General features: G+C 45.3%; 11 protein-coding genes. 6 read left to right on the top strand and 5 right to left on the bottom strand.

Annotated elements, in window-relative coordinates:
• Nucleotides 1–1,260, bottom strand: a 1,260-nt coding sequence (locus tag JHD69_RS21375) for a histidine kinase N-terminal 7TM domain-containing protein (RefSeq protein WP_199140875.1), incomplete at its 3' end; no start/stop codon positions are given.
• A 130-nt stretch (nt 1,261–1,390) separates the two neighbouring features.
• On the opposite strand from JHD69_RS21375, the gene JHD69_RS13515 reads away from it, so the two are divergent.
• Entirely contained in the window at nt 1,391–1,981 is a 591-nt protein-coding gene (locus tag JHD69_RS13515; protein ID WP_199140874.1) for a porin family protein, read from the top strand.
• Nucleotides 1,982–2,093: 112 nt separating this feature from the next.
• Nucleotides 2,094–2,372, top strand: a complete 279-nt coding sequence (locus JHD69_RS13510) for a hypothetical protein (protein WP_199140873.1) — start codon at nt 2,094–2,096, stop codon at nt 2,370–2,372.
• On the opposite strand, the gene JHD69_RS13505 is transcribed toward JHD69_RS13510, so the two are convergent.
• Nucleotides 2,369–3,247, bottom strand: coding sequence for a YihY/virulence factor BrkB family protein (locus JHD69_RS13505; protein ID WP_233165908.1), 879 nt, complete (start codon nt 3,245–3,247; stop codon nt 2,369–2,371). The two genes, JHD69_RS13510 and JHD69_RS13505, sit on opposite strands and share 4 nt — an antisense overlap.
• Nucleotides 3,248–3,433: 186 nt before the next feature.
• On the opposite strand from JHD69_RS13505, the gene JHD69_RS13500 reads away from it, so the two are divergent.
• The gene (locus JHD69_RS13500) at nt 3,434–6,427 is read left to right on the top strand and encodes a glycoside hydrolase domain-containing protein (protein WP_199140871.1); all 2,994 of its coding nucleotides are present in this window, start codon (nt 3,434–3,436) and stop codon (nt 6,425–6,427) included.
• 75 nt (nt 6,428–6,502) lie between these two features.
• Nucleotides 6,503–8,845, top strand: coding sequence for a PDZ domain-containing protein (locus JHD69_RS13495; RefSeq protein ID WP_199140870.1), 2,343 nt, complete (start codon nt 6,503–6,505; stop codon nt 8,843–8,845).
• 39 nt (nt 8,846–8,884) lie between these two features.
• On the opposite strand, the gene JHD69_RS13490 is transcribed toward JHD69_RS13495, so the two are convergent.
• The 3 genes from JHD69_RS13490 to JHD69_RS13480 form a co-directional block, all read right to left on the bottom strand.
• Entirely contained in the window at nt 8,885–9,241 is a 357-nt protein-coding gene (locus JHD69_RS13490) for a DUF6970 domain-containing protein (RefSeq protein ID WP_199140869.1), read from the bottom strand.
• 16 nt (nt 9,242–9,257) lie between these two features.
• Nucleotides 9,258–10,388: a 4-hydroxyphenylpyruvate dioxygenase gene (gene hppD, locus JHD69_RS13485; protein ID WP_199140868.1), complete on the bottom strand. Its 1,131-nt coding sequence runs from the start codon at nt 10,386–10,388 to the stop codon at nt 9,258–9,260.
• Between the two features lie 73 nt (nt 10,389–10,461).
• Entirely contained in the window at nt 10,462–11,628 is a 1,167-nt protein-coding gene (locus JHD69_RS13480) for a homogentisate 1,2-dioxygenase (protein WP_199140867.1), read from the bottom strand.
• A gap of 251 nt (nt 11,629–11,879) precedes the next feature.
• On the opposite strand from JHD69_RS13480, the gene rpiA reads away from it, so the two are divergent.
• Complete coding sequence (gene rpiA / locus JHD69_RS13475) at nt 11,880–12,587, top strand: ribose-5-phosphate isomerase RpiA (RefSeq protein ID WP_199140866.1); 708 nt, start codon at nt 11,880–11,882, stop codon at nt 12,585–12,587.
• A 90-nt stretch (nt 12,588–12,677) separates the two neighbouring features.
• Nucleotides 12,678–13,685, top strand: coding sequence for a fumarylacetoacetate hydrolase family protein (locus JHD69_RS13470; protein ID WP_199140865.1), 1,008 nt, complete (start codon nt 12,678–12,680; stop codon nt 13,683–13,685).
• The last annotated feature ends 16 nt before the right edge of the window (nt 13,686–13,701 follow it).

The raw sequence follows: 13,701 nt of genomic DNA, 5'->3' as shown, positions 1-13,701 counted from the left end.
CCCCCCCCCCCCCCCCCCCCCCCCCCCCCCCCCCCCCCCCCCCCCCCCCCCTCTTTTAGATGTGTATAAGAGACAGATCTGGTCGTTGGCAATCATTTTAAGCACTTCGGAAAGGTTAACCAACGGGCCACGCAAATCGTGTGCAATAATAGAAAATATCCTGTCTTTAAGCTGGTTCAGTTTTTCCAGTTCATTGGCCTGTTCCTTGGTGCGAATAGCTTCCCGTTTAAAATTGGTCAGGTCTTGGAGCTTGATAATGATAAAATCGTTATTGATTTTGTTGTCGACCAAAAAAAGGATGTCGGCTTCGAGGTAAAGTACCTTGTTTTCGAGGGCGATGTCAAGCTCTACCTTGCCAGGTTGATGGTTCTTGATGCGTTCGAAGAAATGAGGCTGGTTCGGAAAGATCTTTTCTAACGGTGTACCTATGATTTTTTGGTCTTTGGCTATCGAAATGTAGCGTTGTATGGATTTGTTATAGTCGATGATGCGATTTTGCTGGTCGAGTACAAAAAAGCCATCCTGCATCAGTTCCAGCACCTTTTCGCGCGCAATGGGAATAATATCGAACAACTTAAATCGGTAAATGCCAATCAGGATTAGAAAAGAAGTAAGCACAAAGGCAAAGGGCGTAACATCCAGATGGATAAACGGCCTAAATCCGAGCAGGTAGCTCATGTTGGCCAGCCAAGGTAAAAATGCCGCAATAACAATGCTGTAGTTCTGTTTTTTGTAAATGGGGTCAGAAGTCCTGAACTTCATCAAAATCAGGTAGCAGCCACAAGCCAGCAGCAGGTAAAAGTAAATGGTAAAAATACGGTACCAGATGCCGGGGGTAATGGCTACCATCGGAAAAGGGCCATCGGTAGCAATTGCAATGTGCTTGTAGTGCAGGTGATGGTAGCTGTTGGTCCAAACCATTAATATGGTAACGATGGGTACAATCAGAATGAGGGCAAAGTTCAATCGCTTTTTGTACCAGCATTCCTTGTCGCAAAAGCTGAGGCAGAACAAAAACCAGTTCAAAGGCAGGGTGGCAATGCCGATGTATTCGATATTGATTAAAAACTTGATCTGGCTTAAGGTGCTGCTGGCCAACTCGAAACCATAGGCTATAGACCAAATGGCGTTAGATAGCATCATCATCGAGAACCATTTTACGGCTTCTCCGCCTCTTCTGTAAATGTAATTAGATAAAACAATCGTTGTACAGCCACAAGCCAGCAAAACAATCGCATAAATATTAAATGAAAACTCCATTTAAGAAGGGAAAATACTCAAAAACAAACACTTGAAAATTGACAAAGGGTACTGATAAAACTACAAAATTTAGCTTTCAATTTAAAATATTATCTTTACGTTAATAACATTAGAAACCCAATGCTTTATTATGAAAAAGATTACCCTATTATTTGTACTGCTTTGCGCCAGCACCCTTGCTTTTAGCCAAGTGGTACCTTCTTTTCAGCTCGGCTTAAAAGGAGGGATGAACCTTTCTAAATTTAATACCTCAAATACATTCAGCAGCGATAACCGCGCAGGCTATTACGTAGGCCTTTGGGCTCGTATTGGCGCCGCCGGACTGCATTTGCAACCAGAGCTTTACCTTTCGGGCAAAAATGCAACTTTGCAAAATGCCGCTGGTCAGGAAAACAAGGTTAAGTTTACCAGTTTAGACGTGCCTGTATTGGTGGGTACTAAATTTGGGGCAGCCGGTGTAGGCTTAAGGCTCAACACAGGACCTGTTGTTTCATTCTTGCTTAACGAAGACCAAAATTTTTCGCAGGCGGCCGCTTCGGCATTTAATGGCAAGTTTAAAGATCAGGCTTTTGCCTGGCAGTTCGGCGCCGGTGTCGATATAGGTAGCTTAGGCGTTGATTTAAGGTACGAATTGGGCCTTTCTAAGCTCAACTCTACCGGTTATACGCAATCGACCAAGCTCAACTTGTTTACCCTGGGTCTTGCCTATAAATTGTTTTAGAAACATATCTCTTTAAAGTTGTAAGAAATGGATGGCCAATAAGGGTTCATCCATTTTTTTTGGCAATAAAATTGATGTGGTTTCGGCAGTCACAAACCTAACCTTTATTGCCATGAATTTAAAAGAGCTATTGTTGAATGGCCAGAGCTTTTTGGCCTTGTTAAAAGAGTTTGCCATCGAAGCCAACGATTTTGTTATTCAGGACGAAGCCATGATTACGGCCGACCAAAATTTGGCACAGCGTGAAATTGTGAAGGAAACCATTTGCATTGAGGGCAAAAACAAAGATGGCATCTTTAATTTCTTCGGAACGTTGCACCTCAATCTGCTGAACAAATTGGCTGTTTTCGAGATGCAGGGTTTTGAACAGGTAGGTTTGCGCACCAATTAGCCTTTGCCTTCTTCTTTGGGTATTTCTTTGATTTCGTAAAGGAAAGCGCCTTTGATTGGTTTAATCGGCTTACTGCCGGCATCGCTTAATACCTTGACAAAGCAGGCCCCAAAATAAAAGATAAACGAAGAATAAAATACAAAGAGCATAATCAGCACAATAGAGCCTGAAGCGCCGTATACATTGCCTATGTTGCTTAAAGGGAGCATAATGCGCAAAATAAACTTGCCCAGCGTAAACAGGATGCCGGTTAGGATGCCTCCGCGTATCGATGCCTTCCAGCTGGGACGTCCGTTGGTCAGAAACCTGAACAACACCGTAAACCAAGCGGTTACGATAACCACAAAAAGTGCCTGGTTAAGGATAGATAGAAATATTTTGCCAAAAGTTGGAGCTGCGGTATTGATGTAAGTGCCGATAAATGCCTGTACACTGTCGGTTAAAAGGCCTACGAAAAACAAGATGCCCGCCAAAAGGATAATCACCATCGAGCGCGCCCTTAACTTGAGGTTAAACATGATGCCTATTTTTTCGTTCACGCCAATCTTCCAAATCTGGTCCATCGAATTTTTAATGACGTTAAAAAGCGTAGTGGCCACAAATATGAAAAATACAAAGCTCAAAATGGTAGCCCACCAGTTGTGGTCAATCCCCCTGATGTTTCTGAGCGTTTGCCTGATCTGATCGGTGCTGCTGTCGTCTAAAATGCTGGCCAACCTTTCAAAAATCTGTCGGGCCAGTAGCTTCCTGTCTACAAAAAAACCAAACAACCTAATCAAAATCAGCAAGATGGGCGGGAGGGCGAAATTGGCGAAAAAAGCTGTTGCGCCAGCAAGACGCAACGGGTCGTTTTTTCTGAACAGCTTGAAGGCCATTTTAATGTGCTTGAAAAATAATTTCGACCTTTTTATCGTAATTGCTGACATCTGTGGAATTTACCCTAAGGTCAAAAATAGCAAAATTATGGTAGCTGTAACGTTTTTGACTTAATTTTTGCCACCCTGTTAAACAACGTAGAAAAAAATTAAATTTACCATCAGTTAATTTTTAAAACCTCATCCATGAAAAACTACCTTATTGTGTTGCTGTGTTGCTGCACATTTCCCTTTTGGGCCAATGCCCAGCAAATCAAATACACAGCTGGCAACAACAGCTGGAATGCCGATTCCTTAGGCAATCAACGTGCATTGGTCAGCTATACCGGTGCCGGAAAAATTGCCAAAGTCAATATCGAATGGCGCCGTAGCGACCCTAACCCCGAAGAAAAGGCAATTATTGTACAAGACGCCAAAACCGGAAAAAAAATAGAAAATATATTGCCCTTGTCGTTAAATAAAGAGCGCGGCATCATTTGTTTTGAGCCGACAAGCGGCGCTGGAACTTATTACATTTATTACCAGCCCTACAAAAACGAAGGCCGTTCTAACTATCCCAAAGGAATTTATCCCAAACAAGGCAAATTGCCCAATTGGATAACGCCAAAAGATGCAGAACAGCTACCCGTTAATGCCAGAGCACTTCAGATTGAATCGGTCAATGCCTTTAACAGCGTTTATCCGATGGAGGTGATTGCAACCAGCGCCGAAGTAGCCAAGCTAAAAGCGCAGCATGCCGAACCGGCTTACCTGGTATTTCCAGAATACAGGATGTACCCCATTGTGATGAAGCACGATATTCCGCAACGCTGGATAGCCAATGGGCCTCAAAAAACATTTGCAGATATAGCCTTAAGGGGCGAAAACTTCTCTTTTCAGTTAGGGGTTTATGCCTTGAAGGATTTGCAGAACGTGAAACTGAAATTCAGCGATTTAAAAGATAAATCTGGTCATAAAATAGCTTCGAAGCTATTTTCTTGCCTTAATACCGATGGCACCACCTACGATGGCAAGCCGTTTAGCAAAGAAGTAGATGTGCCCCAAAACCAGATCCAGGCATTGTGGTGCCTGCTTGCCGTACCTGCTGCGGCCAACGCCGGAACCTATACGGGCACGGTTGAAGTGTCGGCGGCCAATGCACCCGCACAAAGCATCAAAATCAGTATAAAAGTAGATGCCCGCCTGAGCAAGGAAAACGGCATCAATGAGCCATGGAAACAAACCCGTTTAGCTTGGCTCAACTCAACCTTGGCCCAAAGCAATACGGTAATTGCGCCTTATACGCCTTTAAGGGTACAGGGAACAAGCATTAGCTTGCTGGGACGCAAGGTAGAACTGGATAAAAATGGCTTCCCTAAGCAGATCCAAACTTTCTTTAGCCCTGAAATGACCGATTATACCACCACTCCCAATAATTTATTGGCAGAAAATATCCATTTCCACTTTGTGCGCAAAGCCGATGGCAAAAACATCATATTGAAAGACGGCGGGGTAGAATTTACCAAAAAAGAAGCCGGAACGGTACAATGGAAAACCACAAATGCTAACGACAGCCTGCAAATGGACATCACGGGAAGCTTGGAGTTTGATGGCTTTATGTCGTATACGGTTAAGGTTACGGCATTGAAAGACCTCGATCTGAAAGACGTTACCATGCACATTCCGTTTAACAAAACAGCGGCTACCTATTTGATGGGCTTCGGCCAAAAAGGAGGCGAACGTCCAGAAAAATTCGAATGGAAATGGGATGTAGCCAATAAAAACCAGGATGGTGCCTGGCTGGGCAATGTAAATGCGGGATTGCAGTATTCGCTTCGCGACGAGAAATATGTACGTCCGTTAAATACCAATTTCTACCTGCAAAAACCATTGTTGCTGCCTACTTCTTGGGGTAATGGCAGTAAAGGCGGTGTAAGCATCGGTATTAAAGGCAGTTCGATGCTGGCCAATAACTACACGGGCGAACGCGAAATGAAAAAAGGAGAGGTACAGTACTATAATTTCACTTTGCTGATTACGCCATTCCATACCATCGATACTGATTTCCAATGGGAGAATCGCTTTTACCACAAGTACAATTCGATTGACAGCATCAAGGCAACAGGTGCTACAGTGGTGAATATCCACCATGCTACGCCTATTAACCCGTGGATCAACTATCCGTTTATTGAGTATGGCAAAATGAAAAGCTACATTAGCGAGGCGCACAGCAAGGGCTTAAAGGTAAAAATCTATAATACCGTTCGCGAGCTGTCTAACCGTGCCTACGAAACTTTTCCGATGCGCAGTTTGGGTCACGAAATCTACTCGCCTGGCAAGGGCGGAGGCTTTTCTTGGTTACAGGAACACGTCAAAGACGATTACATCGCGGCCTGGTTCGTGCCTGAAATCAAGGATGCGGCCATTGTAAACAGCGGCATGAGCCGTTGGCACAACTATTATGTAGAGGGCATGAATTGGCTGACCAAAAATGTGGGCATCGATGGTATTTATTTGGATGATGTGGCTTTTGATCGCATTACGATGAAACGGATCAAGCGCGTATTGACCCAAGACGGTCATCCAGGTATTATCGACCTGCACTCGGCTAACCAGTACAACAAAAGCGACGGCTTTAACAACAGCGCCAATTTGTATATGGAACATTTTCCTTACTTAAACCGCTTGTGGTTTGGCGAATATTTCGACTACGAAAAGAACAAGCCTGATTTCTTCCTGACCGAAGTAAGCGGTATTCCGTTTGGCTTGATGGGCGAAATGCTGCAGGATGGCGGCAACCAATGGCGAGGCCTGATTTATGGCATGACCAACCGTTTGCCTTGGTCGGGCAACAACGATCCAAGACCGATTTGGAAGGTTTGGGACGATTTTGGCATGAAAGGTACCAAGATGATCGGTTACTGGTCTACAAATTGTCCGGTTAAAACCAGCAATCCGCAGGTTTTGGCTACGGTTTACAAAAAAAAGGGCGCGGCCTTGGTGGCTGTAGCCAGTTGGTCAGATCAGGAAGAGAAAGTGACTTTGAACATCGACTGGCAAAAACTGGGCATCGATCCGGCAAAAGCCAGTATCAGCGTTCCGGAAGTTGCCAATTTTCAACAGGCGCAACAACTGACAGCCCATAGCGAAATTACGGTGCCCAAAGCCAAGGGCTATCTGATTGTGATTAAGCAAAACTAAAATAAGTAGACAAGTCTCCCCCCTGCAAAGGCCCAAGACTTGTCTACATCTTGTTAGTCAAATAACCTATCACCTATGAAAAAACAATTATTGATGCTTTGCTTGGGCATAATGCCCTGTTTGGTATGGGCACAAAAAAAAATTTTTGTGTCGCCTGTGGGCAACGACACCCAAATCGGGAGCCTGAATAGGCCCTTAAAAACATTAAAAGCAGCCCTTCAAAAGGCGCAAGGCCTTCAAGGCGAAGCGGTGGAGATCCTTTTCAGGAAAGGAACCTATGTGTTTGACCAAACGGTAACAATATCAAACAAAAGCTTTGCGCTACGCTCGTTAAAAATACAGCCATATCAGCACGAAAGGGTAGTTTTTAGTGGTGCAAAAAAAGTAAACCTTCAATGGGTACCTTACCGCGACGGAATTTATAAGGCTCGTTTAGCTTTGGCAACCAATCCCGATCGGCTGTTTCTGAATGGAAAGGCCCTGCCTATGGCGCGTTACCCGAACTTTGACGAAAAATCGCGGATTTTTAACGGCACTGCGGCCGATGCGCTTGACAAAGAAAGGGTTGCCGGTTGGCAAAATCCAAAAGGAGGCTATATCCATGCCTTGCACGCTGGCGAGTGGGGCGGATTTCATTTTGAGATTACCGGTAAAACAGGCGGCCAGCTGGATTATATTGGCGGCTGGCAAAACAACCGGCCTTCGCCTATGCATAAGGAGCATCGTTTTGTAGAGAATATTTTCGAAGAACTGGATGTACCCAATGAGTGGTACTACAGCCAGGCTGAGCAAATGCTCTATTTCTATCCGCCCAAAAACCTCGATCTGGGCAAAGCCGATTTGGCCATCAGTAATTTAACAGACCTCATCCATGTGGTGGGAAACCGTGCAAATCCAGTTCAAAACATCAGCATTGCTGAAATAGATTTTACCCAAACAGCAAGAAGTTTTATGCTGACTAAAGAGCCCCTGTTGCGCAGCGATTGGACCATTTACCGTGGCGGTGCGCTATTACTGGATGGAACAGCGCAAATTACAGTGGCTGGTTGCAATTTTTACGAGCTGGGTGGCAATGCCATTTTTGTAAGCAATTACAACAAGAATAACCAGTTCAAAGACAATCATATTTATAACATTGGGGCAAGTGCCATTTCGTTTGTAGGCAGTGCCGATGCAGTGCGATCGCCTGCTTTCAGGTACGAAAATTTTGTGCCCTGGACACAGATGGATTTTACCAAGGGGCCTCAAAGCGATAATTATCCGCAGTATTGCACGGCAAGTGGCAACTTGATCCATCACATTGGTACGATCGAAAAACAGGTGGCCGGAACCGAAATTTCGATGGCCGCACACATCACCATCAGCCATAATACCATTTACGATGTGCCTAGGGCCGGCATTAATGTAAGCGAAGGAACTTGGGGCGGCCATATCATCGAATTTAACGATGTTTTTAACACGGTATTGGAAACAGGCGACCATGGGGCATTTAACTCCTGGGGTCGCGATCGCTATTGGCGCCCGGGAAGAAAAATCGTAGACAGTATTGTAGCCGCAAGGCCAGGGATTGAATATTTGGATGTAATTGATCCCATTGTGTTGCGTAATAATCGCTTTCAGTGCGACCATGGTTGGGATATTGACCTCGATGATGGAAGCAGCAATTACCTGATCTATAACAATGTGTGCTTAAGTGGCGGCTTGAAACTACGGGAGGGCTATCACCGTACCGTAACCAATAACATCATCATCAACAATACTTTTCATCCGCATGTATGGCTGAGCAGCAGCGACGATACTTTTACCCATAATATCGTATCTACGCCTTATGCGCCTATCGGCATGAATGCCTGGGGCAAAAAAGTAGATGAGAATTTCTTTCTTTCGCAGGCTGGCTTAGTGGCTGCCCAAAAATTGGGTGTTGATGCGAACAGCAGTTATGGCGATGCAAAATTTGTAGCGGCCAATACTGGCGACTATCGTGTATTGGCATCTTCACCGGCATTGAAAACAGGCTTTAAGAATTTTGAAATGAATTTTGGCGTAACCCAAGCCAATTTAAAGAAACTGGCGGCCAAACCACCGATCAGGCCTTTAAAAGCATTAGCCAATCGGCAACAAGGGGCTACCTTGGTTTGGCTGGGAGCTACCTTCAAGAATATAGAAAGTTTGGGCGAGCGCTCGGCCGCTGGTTTGCACGACGATCATGGCGCTTTGTTGCTTAGCCTGTCGCCACAATCGTTGGCTGGCCAAAACAAACTGCAGAAAGGCGATGTAATTATTGCATGGGGCAACGAAAAAGTCAATTCTATACTCGAGCTGCAGCAATTTATCCAGAAAAGCCAATTTTTGAGTACCGCCGAATTAAGGATCATCAGAGATCAGCAGGAAAAAACGCTGACCATTAAACTGAAATAAAAAAAGGGGCGAGTTTTCGCCCCCTTTTTTATTGTGAATCTATTTTCGTTCGTCTTGCCAGATCAGTTGCTCATGCGTTCGTTTTTCAAAAAAATCGGCGCACTTGCCGTCGCCTTTGCCAGTAAAGCCGCCATCGGGATTGCAGATCAATTTACAATGGCTGTCGTACAAGGCGCTGGGTATGTCGCAGCAACGGGCAGGGATGTAATAAACCTTTTGCCCATTGTAGTCGTAAGCGTAAACCTTGGCCGGTGGGTTCCAGACCGCTTCGGCTTTGATGGCCGCTATCTTTTGCAAGATGCATTCGGGAGCGCTTATATTCAGCTCTTCTTTTTTACAGGTACTTGCCTGTGCAACCAGCACCAGTACAAATACCGTTTTTAAGGCATTTAACATAAGCTTGACTTAATGATTAAAGATTTCCTCTTAACTCTTGTTCGCGTTCCAAAGATTCGAAAAGTGCCTTGAAATTGCCCGCACCGAATGATTGTGCTCCTTTTCGCTGAATAATTTCGAAGAAAAGCGTCGGACGGTCTTCAACCGGCTTGGTAAAAATCTGCAACAGGTAGCCTTCCTCGTCGCAATCAACCAAAATGCCCAATCCTTTAAGTAGTGCTATTTCTTCGTCTATTTCGCCAACGCGGTTAGGCATCATTTCATAATAGGCCTCTGGCGGTGCGCTTAAAAATTCAACGCCGCGCGCTTTGAGCTCGGTTACGGTTTTTACGATGTCTTTGGTGGCTACGGCAATGTGCTGTACGCCTTCGCCTTCGTAAAACTCCAAGTATTCTTCAATTTGCGATTTCTTTTTGCCTTCGGCAGGTTCGTTGATCGGAAATTTAGAATAGCCGTTGCCATTGCTCATGACCTTGCTCATGAGGGCCGAATATTCGGTGTTGATCTGCTTGTCGTCGAAAGAAAGGATGTTCACAAAGCCCATTACTTCTTCGTACCATTTCACGGTTTCGTTCATGCGGTTCCAGCCTACGTTGCCTACGCAATGGTCAATGTACAACAATCCCGTTTCTGCAGGGTTGTAATCGCTTTTCCATTCGCGGTAGCCCGGCATGAAGATGCCCTTATAGTTTTTGCGCTCGATAAACATGTGAATGGTTTCGCCGTAGGTATAAATGCCCGACATTTTCACTTCGCCATGCTCATCGCTTAAGGTTTGAGGCTCCAGATAGGGTTTGCCACCACGTTTGGTGGTTTCTTCAAAGGCACTGTAGGCATCGTCTACCCATAAAGCCAGGATCTTTACGCCATCGCCATGTTTTTTTACGTGCTCGGCAATCGGGTGGTCCGATTTGAGGGCGGTAGTTAAGATCAGCCTGATTTTGCCCTGCTGCAAAACGTAAGAAGCGCGGTCGCGAACGCCGGTTTCAGGGCCCGCATAGGCTAACGATTGAAAGCCAAAGGCCGTTTTGTAATAATGGGCGGCCTGCTTGGCATTGCCTACATAAAACTCTATATAATCTGTTCCATTGATAGGAAGGAAGTCTTGCGCCTTCGCTATTTTTTCTGCAAATGTTTGTGTGCTCATTGTTTTGTAATGTTTAATGTTGTTGTAAAGCTTTAAGGTTGTAATGTTGGGCGCTCGGCGCTAAATACATACGCTACTCTACATTAATCTGCCAGCTTTTGTGATAGCTTTCATCTTCAATCGCTACGGCATCTTCCGTAAGCATCAAAGGCCTGAAAGGATCGATCATAACGGCCAGTTCTTCTGTTTTTTCTTTTCCAATTGATTTTTCTACCGTTCCAGGGTGCGGTCCGTGTGGAATGCCACCAGGGTGTAGGGTGATTTGGCCTTTCACCACACTTTTTCTGCTCATAAAATCGCCGTCTACATAATAAAGCACTTCATCACTGTCTACGTTGCTATGGTTGTAAGGTGCCGGAATAGAAAGCGGGTGGTAATCGTATTTTCGTGGTACAAAAGAACAAACCACAAAATTATGGCCCTCAAAAGTTTGGTGTACCGGCGGTGGCTGGTGCAAGCGACCGGTTATAGGTTCAAAATCGTGGATCGAGAAAGCCCAAGGATAGTGGAAGCCATCCCAGCCTACAAAATCGAAGGGGTGGGTGCCATATACGTAGGGATACATCATGCCCTGTTTCTTGATCAACACCTTAAAATCGCCAAACTGGTCGATGGTTTCTAGGTTTTGCGGACGCTTGATGTCCCTTTCGCAATAGGGAGAGTGCTCTTCCAGTTGGCCAAACTGGTTACGGTAGCGTTTGGGTGTTCTGATGGGGCTAAAGCTTTCAATAATGAAAAGCCTGTTGTTTTCGTTGTCGAATTCCATTTGGTAAATGGTGCCCCGCGGAATAACCAGGTAATCGCCATATTGGAATTTGATTTGGCCGAAACCGGTTTTTAGGGTGCCTGAGCCTTCGTGGATGAAAACCACTTCGTCGGCCTGGCTGTTTTTGTAGAAATAATCGGTCATCGATTGGCGAGGAGCGGCCAAAGAAATATGCAGGTCGCTGTTAACCAAAACTGGTTTCCTGCTTTTCAGGTAGTCGTCTTCGGGCTTGATGTTGAAGCCGATGAGACTGGTATGGCGCAAATGTTTCTCGCGGGCAATTTTAGGTTCTACCGAATACGGTTCGCCCAACGATTTGACAATGGTTGGCGGATGGCAATGGTAAACCAAGGAGTAAAGACTTGAAAAGCCTTCTGTCGAAACCAGTTCTTCAGCGTAGAGATTGCCATCGGGTTTGCGAAAAACCGTATGTCTTTTAGCTGGGATGGTTCCTAAAGTATGGTAAATTGGCATAACGTTAGGTATATTGGTTAGAATGTAATTATATAACGATAAAAACGATGAAACGTTTTTGGTAGGCGCTCAGATGGAACGGCTTATAAAGAATATTGCGCAAAAATGATCTTGGATAACATGGCATACCTGAACGCAGCGAGCACCTCGTTGGCGTTATGGTTCTGATATGAAGGGTTGTCAATCATTTTCGAGACTAAATTAGGGTTTTTAATCGACAAAATTTCAAATTTCTTTGTTACTTTTAATGGATGGCAGCTCTAACCCCAAATCACCAAGAACTAGCAAAGCAATTGGCGGCCCAAGCAGCCGTGAAACTGGTGAAGCACAACGATATTGTAGGGCTGGGTACTGGCTCTACCGCAAGCTTTGCGCTAAGCGCATTGTCCGATCGGCTAAAAGATGGTCTTCAGGTTAAAGGCGTGCCGAGCTCTTTGCAAACCGAAGAACAGGCCAAGGCCTTGGGTATTCCCTTGTTGCCCTTGGGCGAAGTCGGTGAAATCGACATCAGTATTGACGGCGCCGATGAGTTTACCGAAGAACTGCAGTTGCTTAAAGGTGGCGGCGGGGCTTTGTTTAGGGAGAAAATAGTGGCTTCATTAAGCAAGAATAGAATAGTGGTTGTCGATTCGTCGAAAAAAGTAAGCCAGCTGGGTGCTTTTAAGGTGCCGGTTGAGCTGGCGCCGGTTGCCTGCAGGTATGTGCTCGATCAGCTAGCCACACTGGGGGGCAAGACACAGCTGCGGCACAAAAACGATACGCTTTTTGTTACCGATAACCAAAATTACATTGCCGACGTTGATTTTGGCCTGATTGCCGATCCGCAAGCGCTGGCCATACAGCTCAACCAAATTGAAGGGGTTCTGGCACATGGCCTTTTTATTGGTTTGGCCACCAAGGTTATCATGGCTACTGGCGAGGAGCTGGTGGTTTTTGAACAAGACCAAAAAGGTTCATAATCAGTACATCTTTTAAAATCTTCGGCCCAGGCGTTGTACAGGTTAATGTAAAACGCTAGCTTTATCGCGTCATTTAGCCAAATATTACATATGAAATTAGTATCCTATAAAACCGAAGATAGAGAGCACTTGGGCGTTTTTGTAAACGGTCATATCTACAATTTGAACTCATGCGACAAGCTGATCCCGGATGAGATGAATGCCTTTTTGCAGGGGGGCGAAGAGCTGATGGACAGGGCAAAAAAAATCAGTCGGTCTATTGCCGAAGGAACATTGTCGCCGAAAGAAGAGGTTTTTTATGAGCTTTTGGCGCCGGTACCACATCCAACTTCTTGCAGGGATGGCTATGCGTTTAGGCAACACGTGGCGGCGGCCAGGCGCAACCGCAAGGTAGACATGATTGCCGAGTTTGACCAATATCCGATTTTCTATTTTACCAACCACAATGCCATTCAGGGTCCTGGAGAAATCGCCTGTATGCCAGATCATTTCCAGAAGCTGGATTTTGAATTGGAGGTAGCCGTGGTTATCGGCAAAAAAGGAAGAAACATCAAGGCTGCCGAAGCCGACGATTATATTGCAGGTTACATGATCATGAACGACATGAGCGCCCGTACCTTGCAGATGGAAGAAATGCTGCTGAATTTAGGCCCGGCCAAAGGCAAGGATTTTTCTACGGTTATTGGTCCGTGGTTGGTTACACCCGATGAGCTTGAGCCTTACAAAGTAGCGCCGAAACCTAATCACGTGGGCAATAACTATAGCCTTAAAATGACCTGCAGGGTAAACGGAATCGAAGTTTCGGCAGGTAACATGGCCGATATGGACTGGACCTTTGCCGAAATTATTGAGCGTTGTGCCTACGGTGTTGATATTTTGCCAGGCGATGTTATTGGATCGGGGACGGTAGGAACAGGATGCTTCTTGGAGCTGAACGGCACCGGATTGCTCAACGATCCAAACTACCAAGTACAATGGCTGCAACCTGGCGATAATGTAGAAATGGAGATTACCGGCCTAGGTACCCTGAGCAATGTGATTACCAAAGTAGATACTGATTTTTCGATTTTAGCGCTGAAAAAAAATAAAATGATTTAAGGTTGGAAAGTTGAAA

The organism is Pedobacter sp. ASV12, assembly GCF_016429155.1.
In the GTDB taxonomy this organism is placed as follows: domain Bacteria; phylum Bacteroidota; class Bacteroidia; order Sphingobacteriales; family Sphingobacteriaceae; genus Pedobacter.
Note: the sequence above shows the minus strand (reverse complement) of the source record. Positions and strands in the feature narration are given on the sequence as shown.